19 protein-coding genes are annotated in these 26,530 nt (G+C 73.4%); 7 read left to right on the forward strand and 12 right to left on the reverse strand.

The window, feature by feature from the left end:
- Window positions 1-87 precede the first annotated feature (87 nt).
- The 3 genes from IF99_RS0119355 to IF99_RS0119365 all read right to left on the reverse strand — a co-directional run bounded on the left by IF99_RS0119355 (window position 88) and on the right by IF99_RS0119365 (window position 2,875).
- Window positions 88-363: a hypothetical protein gene (locus tag IF99_RS0119355; protein WP_030997829.1), complete on the reverse strand. Its 276-nt coding sequence runs from the start codon at window positions 361-363 to the stop codon at window positions 88-90.
- 34 nt (window positions 364-397) lie between these two features.
- Window positions 398-1,375 (reverse strand): rod shape-determining protein, encoded by a 978-nt coding sequence (locus tag IF99_RS0119360; RefSeq protein WP_030997830.1) that lies wholly within the window; start codon window positions 1,373-1,375, stop codon window positions 398-400.
- Window positions 1,376-1,564: 189 nt separating this feature from the next.
- A complete protein-coding gene (locus IF99_RS0119365) occupies window positions 1,565-2,875 on the reverse strand; it encodes an MFS transporter (protein ID WP_030997831.1) in 1,311 nt (436 codons plus the stop codon).
- Window positions 2,876-3,137: 262 nt separating this feature from the next.
- Between IF99_RS0119365 and IF99_RS0119370 the strand changes: the two genes are divergently transcribed.
- The 4 genes from IF99_RS0119370 to IF99_RS0119385 all read left to right on the forward strand — a co-directional run bounded on the left by IF99_RS0119370 (window position 3,138) and on the right by IF99_RS0119385 (window position 6,494).
- Window positions 3,138-3,545, forward strand: a complete 408-nt coding sequence (locus tag IF99_RS0119370) for a hypothetical protein (RefSeq protein WP_051703579.1) — start codon at window positions 3,138-3,140, stop codon at window positions 3,543-3,545.
- Window positions 3,546-3,633: 88 nt separating this feature from the next.
- Window positions 3,634-4,491: an oxygenase MpaB family protein gene (locus IF99_RS0119375; RefSeq protein ID WP_030997833.1), complete on the forward strand. Its 858-nt coding sequence runs from the start codon at window positions 3,634-3,636 to the stop codon at window positions 4,489-4,491.
- Between the two features lie 318 nt (window positions 4,492-4,809).
- Complete coding sequence (locus IF99_RS0119380) at window positions 4,810-5,745, forward strand: universal stress protein (RefSeq protein ID WP_030997834.1); 936 nt, start codon at window positions 4,810-4,812, stop codon at window positions 5,743-5,745.
- Between the two features lie 248 nt (window positions 5,746-5,993).
- A complete protein-coding gene (locus IF99_RS0119385) occupies window positions 5,994-6,494 on the forward strand; it encodes a hypothetical protein (protein ID WP_030997835.1) in 501 nt (166 codons plus the stop codon).
- 334 nt (window positions 6,495-6,828) lie between these two features.
- On the opposite strand, the gene IF99_RS0119390 is transcribed toward IF99_RS0119385, so the two are convergent.
- Window positions 6,829-8,826, reverse strand: a complete 1,998-nt coding sequence (locus tag IF99_RS0119390; protein ID WP_030997836.1) for an N-acetylmuramoyl-L-alanine amidase — start codon at window positions 8,824-8,826, stop codon at window positions 6,829-6,831.
- 380 nt (window positions 8,827-9,206) lie between these two features.
- Complete coding sequence (locus IF99_RS0119395) at window positions 9,207-10,340, reverse strand: aminoglycoside phosphotransferase family protein (protein ID WP_030997837.1); 1,134 nt, start codon at window positions 10,338-10,340, stop codon at window positions 9,207-9,209.
- 253 nt (window positions 10,341-10,593) lie between these two features.
- On the opposite strand from IF99_RS0119395, the gene IF99_RS0119400 reads away from it, so the two are divergent.
- The gene (locus IF99_RS0119400) at window positions 10,594-12,096 is read left to right on the forward strand and encodes a hypothetical protein (protein ID WP_030997838.1); all 1,503 of its coding nucleotides are present in this window, start codon (window positions 10,594-10,596) and stop codon (window positions 12,094-12,096) included.
- Between the two features lie 126 nt (window positions 12,097-12,222).
- On the opposite strand, the gene IF99_RS0119405 is transcribed toward IF99_RS0119400, so the two are convergent.
- Both IF99_RS0119405 and IF99_RS0119410 read right to left on the reverse strand, forming a co-directional pair.
- On the reverse strand, window positions 12,223-13,557 hold the full coding sequence (locus IF99_RS0119405) for a SpoIIE family protein phosphatase (protein ID WP_030997839.1): 1,335 nt from the start codon (window positions 13,555-13,557) through the stop codon (window positions 12,223-12,225).
- A gap of 466 nt (window positions 13,558-14,023) precedes the next feature.
- Window positions 14,024-15,589: an ATP-dependent DNA ligase gene (locus tag IF99_RS0119410; RefSeq protein WP_030997840.1), complete on the reverse strand. Its 1,566-nt coding sequence runs from the start codon at window positions 15,587-15,589 to the stop codon at window positions 14,024-14,026.
- 151 nt (window positions 15,590-15,740) lie between these two features.
- On the opposite strand from IF99_RS0119410, the gene IF99_RS0119415 reads away from it, so the two are divergent.
- Window positions 15,741-16,733: an NADP-dependent oxidoreductase gene (locus IF99_RS0119415; RefSeq protein ID WP_030997842.1), complete on the forward strand. Its 993-nt coding sequence runs from the start codon at window positions 15,741-15,743 to the stop codon at window positions 16,731-16,733.
- 123 nt (window positions 16,734-16,856) lie between these two features.
- On the opposite strand, the gene IF99_RS0119420 is transcribed toward IF99_RS0119415, so the two are convergent.
- From IF99_RS0119420 to IF99_RS0119440, 5 genes are all read right to left on the reverse strand, one after another.
- Window positions 16,857-17,684 carry an aldo/keto reductase gene (locus IF99_RS0119420; RefSeq protein ID WP_030997843.1) on the reverse strand — a complete coding sequence of 276 codons (828 nt, stop codon included), beginning with the start codon at window positions 17,682-17,684 and terminating at the stop codon, window positions 16,857-16,859.
- Between the two features lie 71 nt (window positions 17,685-17,755).
- Entirely contained in the window at window positions 17,756-18,982 is a 1,227-nt protein-coding gene (locus IF99_RS0119425) for an MFS transporter (RefSeq protein ID WP_030997844.1), read from the reverse strand.
- A 403-nt stretch (window positions 18,983-19,385) separates the two neighbouring features.
- Window positions 19,386-21,575 (reverse strand): discoidin domain-containing protein, encoded by a 2,190-nt coding sequence (locus IF99_RS0119430; RefSeq protein WP_051703580.1) that lies wholly within the window; start codon window positions 21,573-21,575, stop codon window positions 19,386-19,388.
- A gap of 475 nt (window positions 21,576-22,050) precedes the next feature.
- Window positions 22,051-23,796, reverse strand: a complete 1,746-nt coding sequence (locus IF99_RS0119435; protein WP_030997846.1) for a discoidin domain-containing protein — start codon at window positions 23,794-23,796, stop codon at window positions 22,051-22,053.
- A 197-nt stretch (window positions 23,797-23,993) separates the two neighbouring features.
- On the reverse strand, window positions 23,994-25,070 hold the full coding sequence (locus tag IF99_RS0119440) for a DUF1996 domain-containing protein (protein WP_030997847.1): 1,077 nt from the start codon (window positions 25,068-25,070) through the stop codon (window positions 23,994-23,996).
- A 367-nt stretch (window positions 25,071-25,437) separates the two neighbouring features.
- On the opposite strand from IF99_RS0119440, the gene IF99_RS0119445 reads away from it, so the two are divergent.
- Window positions 25,438-26,496, forward strand: a complete 1,059-nt coding sequence (locus IF99_RS0119445; protein WP_030997848.1) for a LacI family DNA-binding transcriptional regulator — start codon at window positions 25,438-25,440, stop codon at window positions 26,494-26,496.
- Window positions 26,497-26,530 lie beyond the last annotated feature (34 nt).

The raw sequence follows: 26,530 nt of genomic DNA on the forward strand, positions 1-26,530 counted from the left end.
GCCGCCGCACCCGAGGAGGAGTGCGGCGGCGTCCCGCGTCCACGCGGTGCGCGTACCGGCCGAGCGGCACCCGCAGGGCGCGCCCGCTCAGCGCGGCGGGTACTGGTCGCGGTAGTAGGGCTCCGGCGGATACGCGTCACTGCCCGACGCCGACCACCCCGCCGACTCCCGGGCCCGCTCCACCGCGAGGGCCAGCCGCCGTCTGCTGCGCGCGAGCACCAGACCGAGCAGGAGCCCCGCCAAACCGCCCACGAGCAGGATGTTCCCCAGCACGGGCAGATCCACCCACGCGAACCGCCACGTCACCGCGTACCGCAGCACCGCCCCCACGATCATCAGCGCCAGCCCCGCCGCAGCCGTCATACGCCCTCACCTCTCCGCTCCGTCGGCCGATCCCTCACGCGAGTTCGAGCACCGGGCCCTTGGCGGCGAGCAGCCACGCCCCCTCCACCGCCGTGTCGGCCCCCGACTCCACGACGTGCACCGGCATCGCCAGCTCCTGCCGCAGATGGGCGTCGAGGCCGTACAACCGCGCTCCGCCCCCGTGCAGCAGCACACCCCGCTCGAAGACGTCGTCCACCAGCTCCTGCGGCGAGGCGTCGAGCACCGCCGTGACGAGCCGCGCCACGTCCTCGTACACCGGGCGCAGCACCGCGCGGATCTCCGCCACCGTCAGCTCCCCCACCTGCGGCAGCCCCTCGTCCCTGTCCTGCCCCCGCACCGGCAGCCGCGCCCCCGTCTCCAGCGCCGCCGCGAGCTTCGCCTCCTCGGCGACCCGCGCCCCGATCGTCAGCGCGTGCTCGTCGCGCGCGTGGCGCATGAGCCACGCGTCCACACTGCCGGCGCCCCGCTTGACCGTCCGCGTCACGAGCGCCGTGCCGAGCGCGATCATCGACGCCGAGGTGCGGTGCTCGCCGATGTCCACGAGCAGCGCGCCCGCCGGGCTCCCGCTCACCCCGGCTCCGGCCGCCGCCGCGACCGAGTGCGGCACGGAGCGCACCTGGTGGATGCCCGCGTCCTTGCACACCTGCCGCAGCACGTGCCGCTCCAGCGACGTCGCGTGATCCGGTACGCACACCACCGCCTGCGCCCCGCGCAGCCGCCGCGACTTCCCCGAGGCCGCGCGCAGCGCCGAGCCGAGCAGCCGCGCGGCGAGCGGCAGATCCGCCACCGCGCCCGCCGCGACGGGTCGCACGAGCCGCAGGCGCGGCGGCAGCCGCCCCGCCATCGCGAGCGCCTGATCCCCCCAGGCCCGCAGCGAACCCTCCTCGTCGACGATCGCGACGTGCGGAAACGACCACGCCTGCCGCTGGTCGCGCAGCCGCAGTCGCGCACTGCCCAGGTCGATCGCCACCTGCCTGCTCCGCGTGCCCATGGTGCCCACTCCCGTTTCCGCGCCGGTCAACGCCCGCGTGCCGCGCCGGGCCCTCGCTGCGACGCTCGCGCGCCCTCCGGCCCCCGGCAAGTCCGCGAGCGCCGATCGGGTCGACACCGGGCGCCGCCGGTAGGGGAGGAGGAAGAGGGGGTACGCGCGCGAGGCGGCCGGTGCGCCCGCGCCCCGTGCTCAGCGCTCCAGCGGCCGGTGGGCCGTCTCCGGGAGCCGCAGGTACACCGCCGAGGAGACCAGGCACAGCACCGCGACGTACCAGGGGAAGAGCCCGGCTCGGCCCCACTCCTTGAAGAGCGTCCCCACGTAGGGTGCCGTGCCGCCGAAGAGCGCCACCGTCAGCGAGTACGGGAAGCCGATCCCCGCCGCCCGCACCCGCGCCGGGAACACCTCCGCGTTCACCGCCGCCGAGATCGACGTGAACCCGGTCAGGAGCACCATCCCCGCACAGCTCACGAGCAGCAACGAGACGAAGGAGCCGGTGAGCAGCCGCAGCAGCGGCACGCACAGGAGCGCGAAGCCGATTCCGAAGAAGAGCAGGAGAGGACGCCGCCCGAAGCGGTCCGAGAGCAGCCCGGCCAGCGGCTGGAGCACCGCGAAGAAGGCGAGCGCGAGCGTCGAGGCGAGCAGCGCGTCGCCCTTCGCGACGCCCGCGTTCAGCTCCGCGTACGTCGGCAGGTACGAGGTCCACGTGTAGTACGCGAGCGTGCCGCCCGCGGTGATCCCGCCGATCAGGAGCGAGGCCCGCGGGTGGCGCCGCAGCGCCTCGAAGAGCGGCGGGCGCTCGGCGGTTCCCGGCGCGTCCCGCGTCTCCTCGGCACCTCGCCTGATCCAGAACCCGGCCAGGCTCAGCACCGCGCCGAGCACGAACGGCAGCCGCCACCCCCAGGACTCCATCCGTCCCTCGCTCAGCACCCGCACGAGCAGCGCCGCGACGCCCGAGGCGATGAGCTGGCCGATCGTCGTCGAGACGTACTGGAAACTGGAGAAGAGCCCGCGCCTGCCGGGCCCGGCCGACTCCACGAGGAACGTCGTCGAGGCGGCGAACTCCCCTCCCACCGAGAGACCTTGCAGCAGGCGTGCGAGCACCAGCACGACCGGGCCGAGGAGCCCGGCCGCCGCGTACGTCGGGGTCAGCGCCACGAGCAGGCTGGACCCGCCCATGAGCAGGATCGTCACCGTCAGCGCGGCCCGCCGCCCCCGCCGGTCGGCGACCGCGCCCATGAGCAGCCCGCCCACCGGCCGCATGAAGAACCCCACGGCGAACACCGCGAACGTCGAGAGCAGCGGGACGAGCGAGTTGTCGGCGCTCCGGGGGAAGACCTGGTCGGCGAGGTACGTGGCGAGGAAGGTGTACGCGTACCAGTCGTACCACTCGACGGCGTTGCCGACAGAGGCGGCCGCGAGCTGCCGGACCGGGCGGCGGGTGGGGGAGCCCGGGGCGGGGGAGCCGGGAGCGTCGGTGGAGTCGGGGGACGTGTATGTCATGCGCACGACCCTTTCCCGGACGGGGCCCCGCCACACCTCCTGCCACGCCCGGTCACACCTCGTGCCGCGCCGCGCCCCGCAGTACCTCGCTTCCTGTCCCGGCGCTCCTCGCTCGATGGCCGCACCCCGCTCCGTGTCCGTTCGCTCGCGTCGTCGGCGGCATCCCTGAAGCCGTACCCGCGTTTGCCCGCGCCCTGCGCGGCAACGCGCCCCTCGAACGCACCCCCACCCCGGGACCGGGGCCGCCCGAGAGGAGACCGCCGTGGCACAAGCGTCCGCCGCGCCCCGCATCCCGCCCGCCTCCGAGGACCTCTGGGACCGCGATCACCTCGTGCGCTACCTGGAGGACCGCTTCGCCTGCGCCGCGTCCTGCCGCGCCGCGGCGACCCTCACCGCCCGCCACTGCGGCATTCCGGCCGCCGACCCCGCGGTGCTGCGCGCCCTGCGCTGCGTCGAGGTCTGCGACAGCACCGCCAGGCTCCTCGGCGCCGACCCCCTCCACGACCCCGGGGACGACGAACTCCGCTTCCGCCTCGACTGGTGCCGCACCACGTGCCTCGACTGCGCGGCCCACTGCGCGCGGCTGCCCGGCGCCGAGGACGCCGTCGCCGCCTGCCGCGACTGCGCCGCCTCCTGCGCCCGCTTCCTCTCCACGCTCTCCGCCCGCTGAACGTCGTGGCCCGCACCCCCCACCGCGAAGCCCGCCCTGTCGGGAGACAATCAGCTCAGGCACGCACCACTCTCCCGGAGGTTTCGCCGTGGCCGAGCAGCCTTCCCGCCCCGACCCCGGCCTCTACGGGCCCGGAACCGTGACCTGGCAGCTCCACGCCGACCCCGCCATGTGGATCGCGGGCGTACGCGCCCTGTGGCTCCAGGCCCTCCACCCGCGCACCCTGCGCGGTGTCATGGCGAACTCCGACTTCCGCCAGGACGCCTGGGGCCGCCTGATCCGCACCGCCCGCTACGTCGCCGCCACCACGTACGCCGACACCCCCACCGCCGAACGCGCCGCGGCGCGCGTACGCGGCGTCCACCGCAGACTCGGCGCCACCGACCCCGAGACCGGCGAACGCTACGGCGTCGACGAACCCGCGCTCCTGCTCTGGGTGCACTGCGCCGAGGTCTCCTCCTACCTCCACACCCTGCGCCGCTCCGGCTTCCCCCTCGACGACACGGCCGCCGACCGCTACGTCGCCGAACAGCGCACAGGGGCCCGCCTCGTCGGGCTCGACCCGGCCCAGGTCCCCGCCACCGTCGGAGAACTCGACAGCTACTTCCGCAGCGTGAAGGACGAACTCGCCGTGGGTGCCGACGCCCGCGTCGTCGACGACTTCCTGCGCCGCCCACCCGTCCCCTTCCCGCTGCTGCCCGCCCGCGCCCTGCTCTGGCGCCGCGTCTCCGCCCTCGCCTACGGCTCCCTGCCGCCCTGGGCCCACGCGCTCTACGGGCGCGAGGCCCCGCCCCCCGCCGTCGTCACCCGCCGACTGCGCTCCACCGCACGCCTGCTGCGCGCCGTCCCCGGCGAACTGCGCTGGCAGATGCCCCCGAAATACATCCACGCCGCCATCGCCCGCCTCGGCCCCCAGGCCCGCCCCAGCCGCCGCATCCCCACCTGAGCCCCGCGCCACGGCCCCCACGCCTTCCTCGGGCACGTCCTGCCATTCCTCACGGCGGCGGACGCGCCGGTGGACGGACCCACGAGCCGAACGTGCCGGGAACCCGCCGACGAACGGGGAAACGCCCCTGCTGGCGACTGATCCCGGCATATGCCGGAGCGTTCGCGTGCCGCGCGGATGCGGGGGCAGGAGGGCTGACAGATGATGCCAGCGGTGGGGTCTTTCGGCCCTGGCACATCCCGCTCCACCGGGGAAGGCTGGAGCTGTAGGGGCTCAACAGGCGCCGAGTGAGAGCGGGGCGCCGGGAACGAGGACATCATGAGTGAGCTGCCGGTGGTAGCGGCCGTGGACGGCTCGGAGGACAGCCTCCGCGCCCTGGACTGGGCGATCGAGACGGCCCGGCTCCGCGAGGCCGTGTTGCGGATCGTGCACGTGCGCCAGTACGCGGCCTGGACGCAGCCCGAGGTGCTCGCCGCCGGGCCCGAACAGGTCGGCGACCCGGTGCTCGACCGGCTGCGCGCGGACCTGGAGGGGCGCGACGGCAGGCTTCCGGTCCTGGAGTTCGTCACGGTCGAGGGCGCGCCCGACGCCGTCCTGCCGGAGATGGGTGCCGAGGCCCAGCTCCTCGTCCTCGGCTCACGCGGGCGCGGCGGCTTCGCCAGTCTCCTGCTCGGTTCCAACGGGATGGCCGCCGCGCGCGACGCCGCCTGCCCCGTCGTCGTGGTGCCGCGCCCGGGGCGCGCCGTGCCGGAGGACGTGACGACCGAGGTGCCCGACGGGCCGCGCATCGTCGTGGGCCTGCCCGTCGACCTCAAGGACGACTCGACGCTCGCCTTCGCCTTCAGCGAGGCCGCACGCCGCGGCGCCGCGGTCCACATCGTCGTCGCCTACCCCTGGCCCACGCTCGCCTGGACCGCCGTGGGCGACTACACGCCCACCGTCGAGGACCAGGAGGCCGCCGAGGCCGAGTGCCTCAACCTCGCCCAGGACCACCTCGACCCGCACCGCGCGGCCCACCCCGGTGTCGAGGCCCTCGTGTCGGTGGCCGCGGGGGACGCCGCCGGGCACCTCGTCGCCGCCTCGAACGGCGCGGAACTCGTCGTCGTGGGCCGCCACCGCCGACGTCTCCTCCAGCCCGCCCGCATCCTCGGCTCCGTCACTCAGGCCGTTCTCCTCCACGCCGCCGCACCCGTCGCCGTCGTGCCGCTCACCGCGCAGGACGAGGCGGAGAGCGAGGCGGACGCGGCGGCCTGAGACGCGCCGCGGACAGGGGCGGGCCCGGTGACATGGGGCCGATCCGGCGCGGCAGGGGCAGAGGGCGGGGCGGCCGGGCGACACGGGCCGCCCCGCCCCCGTCGTACGCCCCGCGTCCCTCTCGGCCCACCTCGCGCGGCCTCCGCCCCACCACCCCTTTTCCGCCACCCCCGCACCCCCTCTCCAGGGACTCCGGTTACGCAGGGGTGCCCGCTCGTGACCGGAGCGGGACACGTACCATGGGCCGCATGTCGTTCCTCCGCCGCCGTCCTCCCGCCACGCCCGCGGGCCCCGACTTCGATGTCCTGGCCATGGACCCGGGGGACTGGCCCGGGAACCTCGTCGCGGGGCTCCTGCCCGCCCAGGACGGCAGCTGTCAGGGAGTCTTCCTCCAGTACGACCTCTTCGGCGGCCGCGGACCCGCCATGATCATCGGCAACCTCCCGGCCGGCTCGCCCGCCCGTGAACTCGCCGACAAACAGGTCCCCTTCGAGGTCGCGCAACTCCTGCTGGCGCTGGAGAACGACGAGGACGTCGAGGTCGTCGACGTCGAGGACATGCCGGTCATGCAGGGCGACAACCTCCTCATCGTGCGCCGTCTCAAACTCTCCGAGGGCCGCATCTCCTGCGTGCAGTTCGACCGCAGCGACAACGTGCTCGTCACCATCGCCGCCTGGGACCGCCCCATCACCGACGACCTCTACGCACTCCTCAAGCCCCTGCCCGCGGCGATGTTCCAGCAGGGCTGACCAGAGCCCCGCGCCCCTCCCGCGCCCCCGGCGCCTCACCCGGACGGCCCCTCTCCCGCTGTCCGGAATGCGCTGCCCACGGGCCGTAGCCGCCGCTCGGGCCGCTGGTCACGCGCTGACGGGGGTTCCGCACGGTTTGTCCGTAAGTGCCTTCGCCGCAGCAGCCGACCTCCTCGCCGCCTCCGCGCACACCGCCCTCCCGCACTCCTGGCGGGAACCGACGCCCTCGCCTCCGTCCGCGCGGCATCCTGGCCCGCACGAAGCCCACCCGCGAGGTCGCCGCCGCACGCAACGGGGCCGGCCCTCGCGAAAGGACCGGCCCCGCTCACCCGTCTCAGCGCACGCGCGACACCGTCACGTCATCGGCGTTCACATACGCCACCCGGTGCCCGAACTGGATCTCGTAGTACTCGTTCTCACCGCGCACCACCTTGTGGTCCGTCGTGTCGAACGTCGGCGAGTAGAAGTACTCGCCGCGCACCTTCCCGCCGGTCACGTACCGCTGGCCCGCCAGGAGCTTGTACGGGAACGGGGACAGCGCCTGCGGCGTGATGTTCGCCGGGTAGGCCGAGGCCTCCGGGTAGGCGCGTCCGTACACCGGCACGTCCGCGCGCCCCTTCTTCGGCGTCACCACGAGCCCCTGCGAGGGCACGGCGACGGGCTTGAGCAGGGAGTTCCTCAGCCACCCCTTCTGCCCGTTGTACCAGAGCGCCACCCAGGAGCCGCGCCGCTCGGCGACGACGTACTGCTGGCCGCTCGACACCCGCGCGCCGACGTCGTTGACCCCGGTCGTCGTGTCCTCGCCCTTCGGGTACAGGCCGATGTCCTTCACGAGCGGCGCGTCGTCCGAGGGCGACTGCCGCAGCCACAGCTCGCTCGACCCGTGGGCGGGGCACGCCGCCGCCGGGTCGTCCGCCGAACAACCCGTGTACGCGGGTTTGTTGGCCTCGTACTTCGGCGCGATCGTCACGACGTCCGACCACGGCAGCGCCGTGGCGCGCACCGGCTTGCCGAGCAGCGCGAAGTAGTGCGACCAGTCCCAGTACGGGCCCGGGTCGGTGTGCATCCCCGGGATGCCCGACGCCGTCGTCGCGGGCACGTTGTCGTGGCCGAGGATGTGCTGCCGGTCGAGCGGGATGTCGTACTTCTTCGCGAGGTACTTCACGAGCCGCGCCGAGGACCGGTACATCGCCTCCGAGAACCAGGCGTCGGGAGCGGTGAGGAAGCCCTCGTGCTCGACGCCGACCGACTTCGCGTTCACGTACCAGTTGCCCGCGTGCCAGCCGACGTCCTTCGTCGGGAAGTGCTGCGCGATGAGCCCGTCCGTGGAGCGGATCGTGTAGTGCCACGCCAGGTACGTGGGGTCCTGGACGAGGTCGAGCGTCCTGTCCCAGGTCTCCTCGGTGTCGTGGATGACGATCGAGTCGACGGACTGGTCGTGCGGACGGTCGGCGAGGTCGTGGTTGCCGTAGTCGCCGTCCCCGTACTCCTCGTACGGAGCGGGCACCCACTCGCAGGCCACCGTCGGCGGGCACTCCGTCGGCCCCGCGTCCGTCTTCTTCAGGCCCATGGCGCGCAACTGCCGCGGCTGCGCCTTCGCCCGCGCGTCCGCGCGGAGCGCGACCGACTGCCCCGCGTCCGTCGTGCGCCGCTGCCCGTCGCGGATCACCGCGAAGACGTCCTCGGCGTACGAGGCGGCGCCCGCGTTGTCCTCGGCGCCCGAGAACGCCGCGACCGCGCCGAACCAGTCGGCCGGGTCCTGGCTCAGTGGCCGGCCCTGCGCGCGTTGCGCCGCCGCGAGGAGCGCCGCGCCCCCCGCGATGTTGGCCGCCGCATCACGGCGCAGCGTGGCCGCGTCGATGCCGGTGAGGGACGCCGCCCTCGGCAGGGTCTCCAGGCGCGCGGGGAGCTTGCCGGAGCGCGTGTCCGTACGGTGCGCGCTCGGGCCGAGAGGGCGGCTCGTGTCGCCGCGCGGGTCCTCGGCGCCCTCGCCGTGCGGGTGCGTCACGACCCCGGCCAGCGCGGTCCGCGCGTCCGTCAGGTGCATCGGCCCGTAGCCGCCGCTGACACTCGGCGCGCCACCGTGCTCGTCCCACCGCGACTGGAGGTAGGAGACGCCGAGGAGGACCTCGCTCGGTACGTGGTACCTGGCCGAGGCGGCGGTGAAGGCGTCCTGGAGCCGCCCGGCGTCCCGGCCGGAGGGGGCCTGCGCGACAGGAGCCTGCGCGGCCCCGACGGGCGACGCCGCGAGGAGCGGCAGGAGCAGGGCGGACGAGGCGAAAGCGACCGCCGCCGTCCGGCGTCTGGAGCGGACGGGGGAAATTCCTCGCAAAGCAGCCTCCTGGGGGAGTGGACGCGCTGGAGTGTCGTGACCGGACGTGCCAGTGGTACCCGCTCCCCGACGATCCGTCAATCACGCTCCGGGCAAGGGAATCCCCATGTCAGGCCCCGGTTGCGGCACCACCACAGGAGTGGACCAATGGAGGGTGCGCGCCCTCCGCTCCGCTGCCAGCACCGACATGCCGCTCCCGTCCGGCCGACCCCCGGCAGTACGCGCCGCGGGGCGCCGCCGGAGGCAGGGAATTCCACCCCTTCGGTCGCGGACGACGAGGAAACGTTTCGTCGACAGCGTGGCGCGTGCCCGTCCCGTACGAGATCCCCGGGGCCCGCGGCCGGGCCGTGCCGCGGGCCACCCGTGCCGGGCGGGGCGGTTCAGCGGGTACCGACCGCCGCGCGCACCGCCCGCCGCGCCGTGGCGCAGTCGTCGTGGAGCCGGCGCAGCAGCAGCCGCTGCTCCTCGCCGGAGGCCGGTACCCCGGGAACGGAGACCGGGACGCTGTCGTGCATCGTGCGCTGGACCGCGTTCTCGTACGTCCGGATCTCGCGCGTGAGCACGAGCATCAGGTTCACGAGGAAGGCGTCCCGCGCCGCCGGGCCCGCCGCCTGCGCGAGCTGGGCGATCTGCCGCCGCACCTCGGGTGCGTCCCCGATCACCGACCACAGCGTCGCCAGGTCGTACCCCGGCAGGTACCAGCCCGCCCGGTCCCAGTCGAGCAGCACCGGTCCCGCGGGCGAGAGCAGCACGTTCGACAGGAGTGCGTCCCCGTGGTTGAACTGCCACATCCCGCCCCGGCCCGCCCCTGCCGCGACCCCGTGCAGGAGCTTCTGCAGGTCGTCGAGGTCACGGTCGGTCAGCATCCCCAGCTCGTGGAAACGCGCGAGGCGTGCCCCGTAGTCCAGGGGGGTGTCGAAGGTCCCGGGGGCGGGACGCCAGGAGTTGACCCGCGCGAACGCCGCGAGCGCGGCCCGCAGATCGGCGCGCCCCGGAGCGTGCGCCGGGTGGCGTTGAAGCGCGGCCGGGCGGCCCGGCATCCGCTCCACGACCAGGACACCCTGGTCCGGGTCGGCCGCCACGAGACGCGGTACCCGCACCGGCGGGCGCTGTCGTACGAAGGCGCGGTAGGCGGCTATCTCCTGCCGGACGCGTCCCGACCAGACCGGGGAACGGTCCAGTAAACACTTCGCGACCACGGTCGCCCGCCCCGTCGTGCCCGCGAGGAGCACCGAGTGCCCGTTGCGGCGCAGCAGTTGGACCGGGTGGAAGTCGGGACAGATGCGGTGCACCGCCGCGACCGCGGCACGCAACTGCGCGCCCTGCGGCCCCGACAGATCGAGCCGGCCGCTCAGCCGCTGCGGGCCCGGCGCCCCCTGCGTCCGCCGGGTACGGGGCTGAACGGCGCCGAAGGGCACGGCGGCCGCCCGCGCGGGGTCGAGGAAAGGGGCACCGGGCTGGCGCGCACGTGGCGCACGGGGTGGCGCGGAGAGGGGGGACTGAGCGGTGTACATGGGGTGGGCGTATCCCTTCCTGGGCCCGCGAGCCCTTCATGGGCCCGCGCATCGGACGCGCCCGCCCGCCCCGGCGACCCGCGGCACCCTGGGGAGTGCCGGCAGGCCGCCGGGCCGGGTTGGCGCGCTTCCTACCCGACACCCGGCGCGCCGTGGCAGACCATCTGGCGGACCCTGGCGAACCCTGGCGAATACTCGCTCCGCACGTGACGGGCCGTTAGTGTCAAGTCAGCCGAGAACCTGGGGGCTTGACGTGAGCGGACAACCCAACACCCGCCTTGGCGACCTGTTCGGCATGACCGGCTGGTCCAAGGGCGAACTCGCGCGACTGGTGAACCGGCGGGCGGCGGCCATGGGCCACCCCCAGCTGGCCACCGACACCTCGCGCGTACGGCGCTGGATCGAGGTGGGCGAGATCCCCCGCGACCCCGTGCCCCGGGTGATGGCCGCCCTGTTCACCGAGCGTCTCGGCCGTGTCGTGACCATAGAGGATCTCGGCCTGGTCAGGCGCGGGCGCGCGGGGGGCGCGCACACCGGAGGGAGCGTCGACAACCCCGACGGTGTGCCGTGGGCGCCCGAGAAGACGGCCGCGTTCCTCACCGAATTCACGGGAATGGACCTCATGCTCAACCGACGCGGCTTGGTGGGCGCGGGTGCCGCGCTCGCCGCGGGCTCCGCCCTCAGCACCGCCATGCACGACTGGCTCCACACCGACCCCGTCCTCGCGGCCGACCGGCCGCACGAGGGCGACCCCCTCCACGCCGAGCAGGCGGGCTGGGACCGCTACGAAGCGGCGCCCGTCGGCGCGCAGGAGATCGACGAACTGGAGAACTCCGTCGAGGTCTTCCGCGCCTGGGACGCCTCCCGGGGCGGCGGCCTCCAGCGCAAGGCCGTCGTGGGCCAGCTCAACGAGGTGGGCGGGATGCTCGCCTACCACCACCCCGCCCATCTCCAGCGCAGGCTCTGGGGCGTCGCCGCCAACCTCGCGGTGCTCGCGGGCTGGATGTCCCACGACGTCGGCCTCGAACCCACCGCGCAGAAGTACTTCCTCATCGCCGCCCACGCGGCGCGCGAGGGCGGCGACCGCCCGCGCGCGAGCGAGGCGCTCTCCCGCGCCGCCCGCCAGAAGATCCACCTGGGCGAGCCGGGCGAGGCCCTCGACCTCATGAAGCTCGCGGGCTCGGGCGCGGGCGAGAACGCCCTGCCCCGTACCCGCGCGATGTTCCGCACCATCGAGGCGTGGGCGCACGCCTCGATGGGCCACGGCCAGGCGATGCGCCGCACGCTCGGCGAGGCGGAGGAACTCTTCGTCTCCGACAAGGGCGTGGGCGAACATCTGAGCTGGATGCAGATGTTCGACGAGGCGGACCTGTACGGGATGCAGGCCCTCGCCTACCGCACCCTCGCCGAGCACGACCCCACCGCGGCCCCCGTCGCCCAGGCCCACGCCAAGCGTGCCCTCGCCCTGCGCAACGCCGAACGCCAGCGCTCGCAGATCTTCGACCACCTCTCGATGGCCTCGGCGTGCTTCCTCGGCAACGACCCCGAACAGGCCGACTTCTACGCCCGGCTGGCGCTCCAGTCGATCGGCGAGACGTCCTCGCTGCGCACCTGGGACCGGCTGCGGCAGATGTACCGCCTCACCGGGCGGTACGCGGGCCACGCGCAGATCGACGTGCTGCGCGGCGACATCGAGCGCGTCATGCCGAAGTCGCCGGGGAGGAGCCGTGGCACGGGACGCGTCGCGGGAGCCTGAACCCGGCGCGCCGCCGAAGCGTGAACCCGGCGCGTCGCGGGCGCCCGGACCCGGTCCGTCGCGGGTCCCCCGCAGGGAAGCGTCACGTCCCTGGACAAAAGGGCCGCGTTCCCGGCCCTCGGCGCGTCACTCCCGCACGAGTGCGATCAGCAGACAGTCCTCACCACCGTCCGCGTCCGTGCCGGTGCGCAGCGCCTCGCCGATGATCCGCGCGGCGTCCCGGGCCCCGGTCACCCCGGCGAGCCGCGGGGCGAGCGCGAGCAGGGCGTCGTCCTCGTCCCGCCCGGTACCGGCCGGGACGGCGGCGGGTACGGGACCCCCGCTGCGCAGCACGAGCAGATCGCCCGCTGCCAGCGCGGCGGAGTGCTCGGCGTGCCCGATGTCCCGCGGTGCGCCCAGGAGATGGCCCGCGGGTCGCTCCAGGGACCGCCCGGCGCCCGCGCGGAAGAGCAACGGTGCCGCGTGTCCCGCCTGCGCCCAGACCAGGGTCGGGGAATCGGGCCGGACGCGGCAGCACAGCGCGGACGCGAGGGGGGTGTGGCCCGCGCCCACGACCTGACCGAGTACGTCGAGCAGCGCGCCGGGACCCGCCCCGGTGAGCGCGATGCCGCGCAGCGCGCCGAGCAGCGTCGCCGTGTCCGTGGTCCCGGCGAGCCCGTGCCCGGCCACCTGACCGGCGGCCAACAGGGTCGAGCCGTCGGGGAGTTCCGCCGCCTCGTACCAGTGACCGCTGCTCGCGCCGGGCGGCCCGCCCGGCCTGAGCACGGTCAGATCCAGCGTCGGCGGGCGGGCCTCGCCCGTCCGCGACGGGGCCGGGGGAGGAGGCGAGGCGCGTCGGCGGGAGCGTCGTGCCTTCGGCGGAGCGGGACGCCGTACGGGCGCGGGACTTCGTACGGGCGCGGCGGCCTCGCCGAAGGGCGTCGTGGCGGTGGGTGCCGGGTGCGGGCCGCCGGAGGGGAACCGCACCGGGCCCTGCCACGGCGGCAGCACGCTGTCCCGCAGGGCCACGGCGAGCCGGTGCTCCTCGCGTGCGGCGGGCGGGGCGGGCGGCGCGGCGCGGTGAGCCGTCCCCGGTGTCGTCTCGCGGACGACGAGCCAGAGGGAAGCCGTGCACCCCTCGGCGTCGAGCACCGGTTCGCCCAGCAGGCGCACCGTGCGCTCGCCGCCGTCCGCGCGCAGCAGTCGCAGGGTCCCGTCGAGCGCCCGGCCGTCCACGAGGCAGCCGGTCATGAGGGCGGTGAGCGCGGGGCGGTCCTCGGGGTGGACGTAGGACGGGAGTTCGTCGAGTCCGGGCGCGGGGAGCGCGGGATCGCGGCCGAGGATCGCCGCGAACTCGGCGGAGCAGCGGGCGCCGTCCGTCAGCAGATCCCACTCGGCGCCGCCGACGTGCGGTGGGAGCGCGCCGGTGGCGCGCCGGGCGCGCAAGGCCCGGAGCAGGGAGTCGAGTTCAGCCAGGTCCATCCCGGAAGGCGCATCCGCGCCGGGAGGGATGTCCGCACCCGCGTGCGGGCCGGTGCGGGAAGCCGGCTCCCCGACGGGCCGCCGGGGCCGCAGCACGGAGGGCGCGCCGTCCTGCCACAGCTGTGGCACGGGGCGGTCCGTGGAGGCGGGCGGGGGCATGGCGGCTCCGATACGGCGTACACATCACGGGCCGGGACGCCGACCCCGCGACTGGACGGACGAGCACGCCTCCCGGCGGGCACGCCCCGGGCGCGACCGGCCGCCGGAGCGGCGACGTGACGACTGTGACACAGCCTCGCCCGCCGCGTAAGCCGTTTGGCAACACCCGAACCGATGGTGCCTCCGGCATATGTCACCGTCTCCGGTCGGGGCCCGCGCGTCCCGATCACACCCCTCGCCGCCCCCGCTCGCCGCCTCCTCCCGGCCCGTACGCGACCCGCCCGCCCCTCTCGCGCCGGCGACCGCGCTACACCGCCCCGGCCCCCGCCTCCCGCACCGCCTCGACGGTGTCCGCTTCCTGCGGCGTCTTGTCCGGCCGGTAGCGGATCACGCGCGCGAAGCGCAGCGTCAGCCCGGCCGGGTACCGCGAGGACCGCTGCACCCCGTCGAAGGCGATCTCCACGACGAGCCCGGGCCGCACCCGCACCGTGTGGCCGTCGTCGGACACCGCCAGTTCCAGCAGCCTCTCCGTCTGCTCGGCGAGCATCGCGTCGGTCAGCCCCTTGAACGTCTTGCCCAGCATGACCAGTTCGCCGTCCTCTCCGCGCGCCCCAAGGTGCAGGTTGGACAGCTTGCCCGTGCGCCGCCCGTGCCCCCACTCCGCCGCGAGCACGACGAGGTCGAGCGTGTGCACGGGTTTGACCTTCCGCCATGCCGCGCCGCGCCGCCCCGCGCTGTACGGCGCGTCCAAATCCTTGACCACGACCCCCTCGTGCCCGCGCTTCAGCGTCTCGGCGAGGAAGTCCTCGCCCCCCGCGAGCACGTCGGCCGCCGGGGGTGCCCCGGGCCCCGCGCCGGACTCCTCCGCCACGTACCGCCGCACCCGGTGCTCCTCCCCGACGAGCGCGGCGAGTTCGCGGTGGCGCCGCGCGAACGGCGCGTCCAGCAATTCCTGTTCACCGACGAGCAGTACGTCGAAGAAGACCGGCACGACCGGCACGAGCGCCCGCGCTTTCGCGACGTCGGTGCGCGAGCCCGTCCGCCCCGCGATCTCCTGGAAGGTGCGGGGCCGCCCCGCCTCGTCGTACGCGATGACCTCGCCGTCGAGGACGCACCGCTCGACCGGCAGCGCCCGCGCCACCTCCACGACCTCGGGCAGCCGCTCCGTGATGTCCTCCAGGGTCCGCGTCCACACCGAGACCCGCTCGCCGTCCCGGTGCACCTGCACCCTGATCCCGTCGAGCTTCTCCTCCACCGCGCACGAGCCCAGCGCCGCGAGCGCCTCCGCGACCGAGCCCGCCGTGGCGGCGAGCATGGGCCGCACCGGGCGCCCCACCGTCAGCCGGAACGCGCCGAGCGCCGCGCGCCCCTCCGCGAGCAGCGCTCGCGCCACCGGCACGAGCGCCCCGCGCAGCATCACGGCCCGCCGCACCTCCTCCGCGGGCACCCCGGAGGCCGCCGCGAGCCCCTCCGCCGCCATCGCGTCGAGCGCGCCCTGCCGCACCTCCCCGGTGAGCAGCCCGACGAGGAAGCGCTGCTCCGTCTCGGTCGCGGCGCCGAGCAGCGCCGCCGCCCGCCGTCGCCGTTCCGCTTGCGCCCCCTTGCCCGCGACGGCCGCGAGTCCGGCGAGTGCGGCGTCGACGTCGTGGAGCGTCAGCGAGGGGGCGGCGGCGGGCGCGGGCGCGTCGCGCAGGGTGCTCCAGCCGACGCCGATCCGCCCCTGCGGAACCCGCCCGGAGAGGTAGGCGATGGCGAGCGGCGCGTCCTCGGGCCCGGCGGCCAGGAAGAGTTCAGCGAGCAGTTCCGTCTTGCGCGAGCGGGACCGCGTCGCGGCCACGGCGTCCGACACGTCCACGAGCGTCACCAGGAGCATTCCCCTATCGTGCCCCGCCCGCGCCGGACCCGCACGAGGGTGTTGCATGGACGCGGAAGGACCACCGCGCACGTACCGTCGCACACGCCGCGTCCTCCCAGCCGCGTACCGCCGCCCCCGACCCACGACAGCCCCGGAAGGAACCCGACCCATGACGGACAGCACCCCGAAGGACCGCCCCGACCGCACCATGCGCGCCCTCGTCCAGACCGGCTTCGGCGGCACCGAGGTCCTGCGCCTGGACCGCGTGCCGCGCCCGGCGCCCGTGCCCACCGAGATCCTCGTGCGTGTGCGGGCCGCCGGGGTGAACCCGGTGGACTGGAAGACCCGCGAGGGCCTCGGCGCCGCCGCGAGCCTCGCGAGCCCGCCGCTCGTGCCCGGCTGGGACGTCGCGGGCACGGTCGAAGAGGTCGGCACGGGGGTGACGCTGTACAAGCCGGGCGACGCGGTGCTCGGGATGCCGTGGTTCCCCCGCACGGCCGGGGCCTGCGCCGAGTACGTCGCCGCACCGGCCCGCCAGTTCGCGCCGATCCCGAAGGGCCTGGACTTCGACGAGGCCGCCGCGCTGCCGCTCGCCGCGCTCACCGCCTGGCAGTCGCTCGTCGACACCGCACGGCTGCGCCGGGGCGAGCGGGTCCTCGTCCACGCGGCGTCGGGCGGCGTGGGCCATCTGGCGGTCCAGCTCGCGCACCACATCGGCGCGCACGTCATCGCGACGGCGAGCGCGTCGCGCCACGCGTGGCTCCGCACCCTCGGCGCGGACGAGGTCGTGGACTACCGCCGGGAGCGCTTCGAGGAGCACGTCTCGGGCGTCGACACGGTGCTCGACCTCGTGGGCGCGAAGGACGACACGAGCGCCCGCTCGCTCACGGTGCTGCGGCCGGGCGGCCTGCTCATCACGGTGCCGTCGAGCGGCGCGGGTGACATCCAGGAGCGCGCGACGGCGGCCGGGGTCCGGTTCACCGGCATCCTCGTGGAGCCGGACGGGGCGGCGTTGCGCCGCATCACGGCGCTCGTCGAGGAGGGGGCGCTGCGCCCGCACGTCGATGCCGTCCACCCGCTGGAGAAGGCGGCGGAGGCGTACGCGCGCGGCGAGAAGGGCGGGGTGCGCGGCAAGCAGGTCCTGCGAATCAGCGAGAACTGACCCGCAGGGGGAGGACCGTACGGCCCGGCACCGGTGCGGGGTGCGGTCGCGCGGTGAGCAGCGCGCGCGACGAGGGGCCGTGCGCAGCACCGCGCACGACCCCCCTCCCGCTCCGCCGGTCCGTCAGTTCAGCTCGTCCGGGTGGGGGCCCGTCCGCAGCCCGCGGTCGAGCGCGTCGACGGCCGCCATGTCGTCGTCGCTCAGCGTGAAGCCGAAGACGTCGAGGTTCTCGCGGATGCGGGCGGGGGTCACCGACTTGGGGATGACGATGTTCCCGCTCTGGAGGTGCCAGCGCAGCACGATCTGGGCGGGGCTGCGGCCGTGCCGTGCCGCGAGCCCCGTCAGGACGTCCTCCTCCAGCAGCGCGCCCTGCGCGAGCGGGCTCCACGCCTCGGTCGCGATGCCGAACCTGGCGTGCGTGGCGCGCAGTTCGCGCTGCTGGAGCCCGGGGTGCAGCTCGACCTGGTTGAGGGCGGGCACGACGCCGGTCTCGGCGACGAGCCGTTCCAGGTGCGCGGGCTGGAAGTTGGACACGCCGATGGCGCGGGTGCGCCCGTCGGCGAGGAGCTTCTCCAGGGCGCGGTAGGTGTCGACGTACCGGTCGCGGGCGGGTGTCGGCCAGTGGATGAGGTACAGGTCGGTGTACTCCAGGCCGAGCTTGGCGAGCGAGGCGTCGAAGGCGCGCAGCGTCGCGTCGTAGCCCTGGTCGTCGTTCCACAGCTTCGTGGTGACGAACAGGTCCTCGCGCGGGACGCCGGAGGAGGCGAGCGCGCGCCCGACGCCGCGCTCGTTCCCGTAGACGGCGGCCGTGTCGACGGACCGGTAACCGGCCTCCAGGGCACTCGCGACAGCGGCGGTCGTCTCCTCGTCGGGGACCTGGAAGACCCCGAAGCCGAGCTGGGGCATGACGACCCCGTTGTTGAGGGTGACGGTGGGGGAGAGGGCGCTCATGGTGGTGCTTTCTTTCGCGTAGGGGACCGGAGCGAGGCGCTGTCAGGGGCGTCCGTCCGGCGGGGAAGTGGTCAGAGGGCGGTGTGCGCGGCGGGGGTCCGCTCCGGACCGGCGACCGGGTGGGCCGCCGGTGCGCTCGCGTCGCCGGTCGCGGGGCGCTTGCGGTCGAGCCCGGCGGAGACGAAGGCGAGGAGCAGTGCGGAGAAGGCGAGCGCGGCGCCCACCCAGTTGGGCGAGGTGTAGCCGAAGCCCGCGTCGATGACGAGGCCGCCGAGCCAGGCAGCGAGGGCGTTGCCCAGGTTGAAGGCGCCGATGTTGACCGCGGAGGCCAGCGTGGGCGCCCCCGACGCCTGGTCGAGCACCCGCTTCTGGAGCGGCGGGACGGTCGCGAAGCCGAGGGCGCCGATGAAGAAGAGGGTCACCGCCGCTCCCGGCTCCGAGTGGGCCGTCACGGTGAAGAGCGCGAGGACGACGGTGAGCGCGCCGAGCACGGTGAACAGCATCGGCATGAGCCTGCGGTCCGCGTACCTGCCGCCGACGAGGTTGCCCGCGACCATGCCGGCGCCGAAGAGGACGAGGAGCCAGGTGACCGAGGAGTCGGCGAATCCGGCGACCTCGGTGAGCATCGGGGCGATGTAGGTGACGGCGGCGAAGACCCCGCCGAAGCCGAGCACGGTCATCGCCATCGCGAGGACGACCTGCACATCGCGCAGGGCCGACAGCTCGTGGCGCAGGCGCACGCCCTCGGGACGCGGGAGTTCGGGGACGAGCTTGAGGATGCCGAGCATCCCGACGACGCCGAGCGCGGCGACGACCAGGAAGGTGACGCGCCAGCCCGCCGCCTGGCCAACGTAGGTGCCGAGCGGTACGCCGACGACGTTGGCGACGGTGAGCCCGGTGAACATGAGAGCGATGGCTCCGGCCCGCTTGGCGGGCGGCACGAGACCCGCGGCGACGACCGCGCCGATGCCGAAGAAGGCGCCGTGCGCGAAGGAGGCGACGACCCGCCCCGCGAGCATCACGCCGAAGACCGGGGCCACGGCGGAGATCACGTTGCCGATGACGAACAGGCCCATGAGCAGCATGAGCATCCGCTTGCGCGGCATCCTGGTCCCGAGCAGCGTCATGATCGGGGCGCCGATCACCACGCCGAGTGCGTACCCCGTCACCAGGAACCCCGCGGTCGGCACGGAGACCCCGAAGCCATCGGCGACCTCGGGCAGGAGCCCCATGATCACGAATTCGGTCGTGCCGATCCCGAAGGCCCCGATGGCGAGGGCCAGAAGCGCCAGAGGCATGAGGAAAGAACCCTTCAAGAGCTTGGTATCTGCGAGCCCCAGATATATGCGGAAGCCGCTTACATGCATGGACAATACTTGCGCACGCGCTGTAAAAGCAAGCGCGAGTAAACGAGAGCGTCCGCGCACGGCGCGTGACGGCGCACCTCGAAGTCCGGCAAACGGCAAAGGGGCGGTCCCCGAGGAAAAATCCCCTGGGACCGCCCCAGGTGCGGCCGCTCCCGTCGGCTCAGCCCTCGCCGACCGCGTGCTCCACCTCGCCGCCGGCGCCACCACCCGGCAGGACGAGGCCGTTCCCGCCACCTGACCCCGGGGCGCACCCGACGAAACGGCCGGCCCCCGAAAGGACCGGCCGCTTCACTCACTCTCCCTCAGCGCGCCCCCGGCAGCGGGGCGGGCCTCGTCACGGGAACGAGGTGACCGTCGAAGGAATCGTCGACGTCCCGCTCGTCGCGCCACCCGTGTTGTTGATGACGTGGTTGTACTGACCCATCCCGCCGAGCGAGACCACCAGCAGGTCGTGGAACTTCACGCCCGGCTTCACCGGGGCCTGGAAGCCGTGGTCCTGCCGGATGCCCGGGTCGGCGGTGTAGTTGCAGTAACTGCCGAGCCCCCAGCCCTCGTGCGTCGTCACCGAGTCCGCGACCTTGTACGCCGCGTACCCCTGGATCGAACCGTTCTGGATCGCCGCCTGGTTCGGGGCGTCGTACGCCTTCTCGTTCTGGAAGAAGATCGTGCGCCCGCGCTCACCGTTCCACTGCACGTCGTACTTGTTGAAGTGCTCGACGAACAGACCCGTCGCGAGCACGTCGTTGCCGTTGACGGTCAGCCCGTAGTCGGCGCGGTTGGTCTCCCAGCCCACGCCGGCCCCGTGGTCGGCCCGCCAGATCCACGTGTGGTCGATGATCGTGTCATCGCTGTTCACCACGAACGCCGTCGTGACCTTGCCGGGGCCCGCGCCACCGACCCGCGCGAAGACGTCCTGGAGCGAGGTCGGGTTCGCCGCGTGGTCCACGTGCGAGCCCGCCGTGCCGACCTCCAGGAGCGAGGGCGAGTTGACCGCGCCCGCGTCCAGCAGCAGGCCCGCGAGCTTCACGCCGTCCACGTCGGCGACCTTCAGTGCCGTGACCCCGTTGTCCGGGATCAGCGTCGCGTACCCGAGGCCGAGCACCACGGTGTTGGCCCGGTTGACGTTCACCGTCTTGTTGAGGTGGTAGACGCCCGGCGTGAAGAGCAGGTGGAGACCCTGGTCGAGCGCCTGGTTCAGGGTGTCGGCCGAGACGCCCGGCTTCGCCACGTAGAACTGGTTCAGCGGCAGCGACTGCCCCTGCGGGGTGCCGTTCCACGACACACCGCGCGCGTTCTCCCGCTTGGCGGGGACGAACACCTTGTAGTCGTTCCCGTCGAGGTAGAGGAACGGCTTCTCCCGCGAGACCGGCGTGTTGTTCAGCGTCGTGTACGGCGGGTTCGGGAAGGACTGCGCGGGCGCGCCCTCCACGCCGGAGAACACCATGTTCCACACGGCGTTGGTCCAGCCGCCGACCGTGCTGTCCCGCGTGTACCACTGCTGCTGCGAGTACGGGCCGACCGTGCCGTCGATCTTGCTGTCCGCGATGTACCCGCCGCTCGCCCAGCCGTAGCCGGCCGGCGCCAGGTTCAGCCCGCCCTTGATGTGCATCCGGCGGAACGGGGCGGCCTGCGCGACGGCCCAGCGGTCGTCCCCGCTCACCGGCTTGATCGCCAGGTTCTCCGCCGAACGCCAGAAGTTCTGCGTCGCGTTGCCGTTGAACCAGCCCGCGTCGACCGTCACGTCACCGTTGAAGTTCGTGTCGTCCGGCTTGAGGCCGAGCCCCGAGATCGACGTGTAGAAACCGAGCTGCACGTTCAGGTTGTTGTACGTGCCCGGCTTGAACAGGAGCTGGTAGCGCCCGTTGCCGAACTGCGCCGACTCCTGCTGCTGGAAGATCGAGTCGACCTGTCCCTGGATGTTCGGGGTCGAGGGATCGAAGACCTTCACGTTCGGGCCGAGGTCCCCGCCCCCGGTGATCGGGCCGCCGGGGTTCGAACCGCCCCCGGTCGTGCCGTACACCTGGAACTCCCACAGCGAGTAGCCGTACTGCGTGGCCCGCTGCGTCCCGTAGACCCGCACGTAGCGCGCGTCACCGCTGATGTTCAGCGTCTCGGTGCCGCCGTTGCCGCTCGTCGTCGAGTACTTCGAGGTCCAGTTCTGGTTGTCGGAGGAGAACTCCACGCGGTACGCCTTCGCGTACGCCGTCTCCCAACGCAGCACGACCTGGCTCACCGAGGCCGTCGCACCGAGGTCCACGGTGATCCACTGCGGATCGGAGGCCGCGCTCGACCAGCGCGTGCCGTTGTCACCGTCCACGGCGTTCACCGCGGGGGTGCCGCCGTTCTCCACGCTGGAGGCGGTGACGTTCTTGTTCTGCGAGAGCAGCACGGGCGCCGCGTGCGCGGACGTCGCCGGCACGAGGGCCAGCAGAGCGGCGGCGAGGGCCAGTACGACAAGCCCCACGAGGGTTCTTCGAGGTGGTCGGGTGCCGCGAACGGCTCCCGGACTCAGGGACACAGCCATGTCGGTCTCCTGGGCATGAGTCACCGCGGGCACACGGGTGCCGACGCGGTGGTGCACGAACAGTGCGGGTGGGAAGCGAGCGCGAAGTGCGGCGCTCTTCGGGGATCGTTCTCCCCCTCTTGGATAGCGTCAAGAGTTGTGCACAAGGTCCCTTCGCTTGGGCGTTACATCTCCTGCGCCGACCGGGGGGAAGGCCCTGGATAACACTTTCTCCGCGCCGACTTGGGGAGAATTTCCAGCCAGGCACTCCTTCAGGAGGTGGCGAAAATCAACCGCTGGCGCGGCGGGTGTGGCCAAGAAATGAAGGGACCTGTACGCACGCGTGGAGCGGGCACGACGGACCGTCACCCGGCCTGTCGCGCCCGCCCACGCACCGGACGGCGCGGGGGCCCGCCCGGTACCACGCCACCGCCTCAGCGGCGCGCCGCACTACCAGCACGGGACCGCACGGCCCCGCACCCTGGAAGAACCCCTCTCAGTCCCCGTACACCCCGAACTCGTGCAGCGAGTACCCGTACCCCGTCCCGCGCTGCGTCCCGTTCACCCGCACGTAGCGGGCCGTCGCGCTCACGTCGAAGTCGTCGATCCCGCCGTTGCCCGCCGTCTCCTCGTGCACGGTCCGCCAGTCGCTCCCGTTGTCCGAGACCTGGATCGTGTACACCTTCGCGTACGCCGACTCCCAGTCGAGCTGCACGTGGCGGATCGCCTTCGACGAGCCCAGGTCCACCTGGAGCCACTGCGGATCGCTCCAGTCGCTCGCCCACCGGCTGGAGCTGTCCCCGTCGACGGCCTTCTCGGGCCAGCACGGGCACCCGCCGGTCGGGTCCGACTGGAACGAGGAAGCCGTCGCCGTCTTGCCGCGCGCGAGGTTCGTACCCGTCACCGGCGGTGCCACGACCTTCAGGGACGTCGTGCCGACCCCCACGTTCCCCTTGCCGTCCTTGACCTTCACGTACAGCTTCCACACGCCCGTGCGGTCCGGAGCGGTCACCTTCAGCTTCCCGCCACGGAGGTTCTCCGCGGCGACCGTGGTGAGCGCGGAGCCGTTGTCGATGTACTTCGACCCCACCTGCACCTCGTAGCTCAGCGCGTCACCGTCCGGGTCGCTCGCCGGTACCGACACGGTCAGCGGCTTCCCCGCCGCCACCGCCGAGGTCCCGCCCTCCACCTGGAGCGCGTCCACCTTCGGCGGCTTGTTGTCGTTCGCCGTCGACTTCCCGTACGCCTCCTTCACCGCGTAGTACGAGGGCCGCTTCTCGCCGGCCGGCAGCAAGTTGAACCAGATGCCGCCGAAGTCGTACTCCGTCCCGTAGTGGAACATCGTCGCACCGAGCGCGACCCCCTTGTGGTCGGTGACGCACTGCCAGGCCCGCGTGTAGCCCGTCGCCTTCGCCGCGTCGTCCGGTTCCCTGGGCACCCCGTTCGCGTCGTCCGGGACCTCCCACTCACCCGCGGGGCCGGTCTCGGTGATGATGTACGGCTTGGTGTAACCGCCCTGCTCCCAGGTGCCCTTGACCCCGCAGACGTCCTGGTAGGAGTTGACCGCGTACAGGTCGAGCGCCGGGGTGTTCTTCTTGAAGTACGGCCAGGCGCCCGTCCACGCGTCCGTCGAGGTGACCGGGTGGTTCGGGTCGACCGCCTTGATCTTCACCGCCAGCTCGTTCACGAACGACGTGTACGCGTCCCGTTGCCGCTCCAGCTCGTCGCCGCTGTAGCAGTTCTGGAGTCCGAGCACCGACTCGTTGCCGACGTCCCACATGAGCACACCGGGGTTGTCCTTGTAGGTGTCCACCCACTTGGGGAACTCGGCGAGCATGGCGTTCTTGTACGTGGTGTCGGTCAGGTAGTTGACACAGCCGCCCGAGCCGGGACCACCGCCCGGCTGGAGCCAGAAACCGGCCACGACCCGGATGCCGTTCGCCGCCGCCGCGTCGAACAGCGGCTTGCTGGTGGCGTCCGTGCCCCAGGTCCTGATGGTGTTGACCCCCATCGAGGCCACATCGGGCAGGTATCGCGGAGCGTCGCTGGGCGAGGGACCCCACGTGAGGCCCTTGACGGTGTACGGCTGCCCGTTGACGGTCAGCTGCCAGTTCCCCTGGGAACCGGTGACCTTCACGACGTCTCCGGCCGCGTGCGCGGCGGGCGACGGCAGGGCGAGGGCCGCGCCGGCGAGGGCGGCGGCCACCGCGAGGGGAGCGCGGGTGCGGGTGATTCTGCGCATGGGAGAGCAGGCTCCTTCCGGAGTCCATGGGTGGGGCAGTGGGGGAGTGGGGGCGTGGTGCGGCGGCTCCCGGCAGCACGTACGGGCCGCCACGGCGGGGGCACGGCGCGAGGACGGTACGGCGGGGCCGCGGCGCGAGGGCGGTACGGCGCCGGGGCGGCCCCTGTGCGTGCGCCACCCCGGCACCGCACCCCGGATCAGCTCGGCAACTCGTAGTTCTCGTCGAGCGCCGCGCCCGCCTCCGGGTGCGTCTCGTCGTAGCCCCGGGGGTCGCACTGGAGGCCACCGACGATGCAGTGATCGACCATCGCCTTGAGCGTCGCGTCGTCCCACGCGTTGAAGAAGTCGTAGTGGAACGTGTGCGCCGCGCCGCTGGCGAGCCGCAGATCGGACGTGTCACCGTTGACCGGCCACGCCATCTTGAACTCGATCATCGGCAGCGCCACGGGGTGGTCCGCCGGGCACACGTTGTCGTTCGTGCCCGCCTTCACCACCGGATAGGCCATGTGGCTCGTGTGGTTGGGCGTGTCCAGGTACTTCCCGTCCCAGCAACTGGGCGCCTGGAAACGGATGTTGAGCTGGACGTCCTGACCGGTCGGGCACGAGGTGGGGAACTCGGTGTTGAAGTAGCTGTCCCCGCACTCCCAGCCCTCGACGAAGCCCTTGTGGTTGCGGAACTCCGCCGCGGTCTGCATCGGGCTGCCGACCAGGAAGCGCAGGCCCTTCGGGAAGGGGCGCACGCTGGTGTAGTCGGTGACTCCCGCCTTGTAGTAGATGGTCTGGACGTCCACCGGCAGGATCTTCTTGTCGCCCTTGTAGAGCGAGGGCATCCAGTACCCGGACTTGTCGCCCGGCGCCACGCACGTGGTGCCGTTCGCCGCGTCCATCGAGGCGCTCGTGGAGTTGGCGTTCGTGGAGACGTTTCCCATGAACGTGTGATCGTGCGAGGCGCCCGGCTGGCCGGGGAAGACGATCGGGTCGTCCGGCGCGGTGTGGGTCACCGAGCAGTGCGCCTGGAACTCGTGGAAGTAGCGGTGCGGGGGATTGGCCTGCGAGGGCTCGGCACTGACCGGCGGGTCGGCCGGAATGTAGCCGTCGCCGTCGGGGTCGTCACCGAAGGCCCGGGGAGCGGCCTGCGCGTGGTTCATCCCGGCGTGCGACGAGGTGGAGGCGGCGGCCTGCGAGGCCGGGGCCGAAGCGGAGGACTGGTCGCCGGCGTACGCCTGCGGAAGCACCAGCCCCACCGTCGCGGCGAGCAGCCCCGCCGTGATCATCAGTCCCGACCCGTAGGCCGATCTGCGGAAACGCGATCTCCTCGACATGCGGAGACCTCCTGGTGTCCGTGGGGGTGTGGAGGGGAGCGCCCTCCTCCGCTCCTGCCCCGCCCCGCCGTCAGGGGCCGGGCGGAACAGAGCGGCGAGAGTGAGAGAGCGCTCTCCCAACGGGAGTGTTCCGCTGTCGTCGAAGACATGTCAAGAGAAGATGAACTCCATGTTTCCGTGATTCCACCGTCTCTAATGCCGCCTGCCCGAGGGGAGTTGGCCTGCGATCAGCGCTCAGCCGCCCCGTCTGAGCAGGGCTTTGGCGCCGGTTCGGACGAGGCAGGAGGAGAGCGCTCTCCCAGGGGTTACGCTGCTTCTCATGAGCAGAGAGCCGCAGACCCGCGGACGGGCCGCGACCCTGGAGGACGTCGCCCGCGTCGCCGGGGTGTCCCGGGCCACCGTCTCGCGCGTCGTCAACGGCGTGCGCAATGTCGACGCCGGCATCCAGAGCGCGGTCCGCGAGGCCATCACCGCCACCGGCTACGCCCCCAACCGCGCCGCTCGTTCCCTCGTCACCCGCAAGGCCGGGACGGTCGCGCTCGTCGTCTCCGGCGCGGGGGACGAGGGCGAGGACGCGGACCCCGGATTCGCCGCCCGTGTCTTCGCCGACCCCTTCTTCGGCCGCGCGGTGAGCGGCATCATCGGCTACCTGCGCCCGCACTCCCTCCACCCCGTCCTCCTCTTCGCCGAGACCGAGGCGGCCCGCACCGAGGCGATCGCCTACCTGCGCCAGGGCAGCGCCGACGGCGCCCTCGTCGTCACCACCCACCCCGCCGACCCGCTCCCCGCCCGCATCGCGGAGACCGGCGTCCCCGCGGTCCTCTTCGCCCGCCCCGCGCTGCCCGTCCCGCTCAGCTACGTCGACCTGGCCCACCGCGACGGCGCGGCCCTCGCCGCCGCCCACCTCCTCGCACGCGGTCGCCGCATGGTCGCGACCATCACCGGGCCCCTCGACGTCCTCGCGGGGCAGGAGCGCTTCACCGGCTTCCGCGAGGCGATGGCGCGCCAGGGCCACGCCTGGGTGCCCTACGCCGAGGGCGGCTTCACCCTCGCCAGCGGCGAGACGGCGATGCGCCGCCTCCTCGACGAACACCCGGACCTCGACGGAGTCTTCGCCGCCAACGACCTCATGGCGCAGGGCGCGTGCCAGGTCCTGCGTGAACGCGGCAGACGGGTCCCCGACGACGTCTCCGTCGTCGGCTTCGACGACAGCACCGCCGCCGTCACCGCCAATCCGCCCCTCACGACGATCCGCCAGCCCGTCGAGGAGATGGCCGCGGAGATGGCCCGCCTGCTGCACACCCACATCGAGAGCGGCGCCGCGGACCCCGTCGCGGTGGTCTTCGACCCGGAACTCGTCATCCGCGCCTCCTCCTGATCCGCGCCCGCTCACCCGGCCGGTGCCTTGCCTG

This window comes from Streptomyces sp. NRRL F-5630 (assembly GCF_000719475.1).
GTDB lineage: Bacteria > Actinomycetota > Actinomycetes > Streptomycetales > Streptomycetaceae > Streptomyces.

What these genes read in the sequence shown, in the direction of transcription:
- IF99_RS0119360 (WP_030997830.1), bottom strand. Translation starts at nt 1,375, where the DNA reads ATGGGCACGCGGAGCAGGCAGGTGGCGATCGACCTGGGCAGTGCGCGA.
- IF99_RS0119435 (WP_030997846.1), bottom strand. Translation starts at nt 23,796, where the DNA reads ATGCGCAGAATCACCCGCACCCGCGCTCCCCTCGCGGTGGCCGCCGCC.
- IF99_RS0119355 (WP_030997829.1), bottom strand. Translation starts at nt 363, where the DNA reads ATGACGGCTGCGGCGGGGCTGGCGCTGATGATCGTGGGGGCGGTGCTG.
- IF99_RS0119415 (WP_030997842.1), top strand. Translation starts at nt 15,741, where the DNA reads ATGACGGACAGCACCCCGAAGGACCGCCCCGACCGCACCATGCGCGCC.
- IF99_RS0119445 (WP_030997848.1), top strand. Translation starts at nt 25,438, where the DNA reads ATGAGCAGAGAGCCGCAGACCCGCGGACGGGCCGCGACCCTGGAGGAC.
- IF99_RS0119440 (WP_030997847.1), bottom strand. Translation starts at nt 25,070, where the DNA reads ATGATCACGGCGGGGCTGCTCGCCGCGACGGTGGGGCTGGTGCTTCCG.
- IF99_RS0119395 (WP_030997837.1), bottom strand. Translation starts at nt 10,340, where the DNA reads ATGTACACCGCTCAGTCCCCCCTCTCCGCGCCACCCCGTGCGCCACGT.
- IF99_RS0119420 (WP_030997843.1), bottom strand. Translation starts at nt 17,684, where the DNA reads ATGAGCGCCCTCTCCCCCACCGTCACCCTCAACAACGGGGTCGTCATG.
- IF99_RS0119385 (WP_030997835.1), top strand. Translation starts at nt 5,994, where the DNA reads ATGTCGTTCCTCCGCCGCCGTCCTCCCGCCACGCCCGCGGGCCCCGAC.
- IF99_RS0119380 (WP_030997834.1), top strand. Translation starts at nt 4,810, where the DNA reads ATGAGTGAGCTGCCGGTGGTAGCGGCCGTGGACGGCTCGGAGGACAGC.
- IF99_RS0119410 (WP_030997840.1), bottom strand. Translation starts at nt 15,589, where the DNA reads ATGCTCCTGGTGACGCTCGTGGACGTGTCGGACGCCGTGGCCGCGACG.
- IF99_RS0119405 (WP_030997839.1), bottom strand. Translation starts at nt 13,557, where the DNA reads ATGGACCTGGCTGAACTCGACTCCCTGCTCCGGGCCTTGCGCGCCCGG.
- IF99_RS0119425 (WP_030997844.1), bottom strand. Translation starts at nt 18,982, where the DNA reads ATGCCTCTGGCGCTTCTGGCCCTCGCCATCGGGGCCTTCGGGATCGGC.
- IF99_RS0119365 (WP_030997831.1), bottom strand. Translation starts at nt 2,875, where the DNA reads ATGACATACACGTCCCCCGACTCCACCGACGCTCCCGGCTCCCCCGCC.
- IF99_RS0119430 (WP_051703580.1), bottom strand. Translation starts at nt 21,575, where the DNA reads ATGGCTGTGTCCCTGAGTCCGGGAGCCGTTCGCGGCACCCGACCACCT.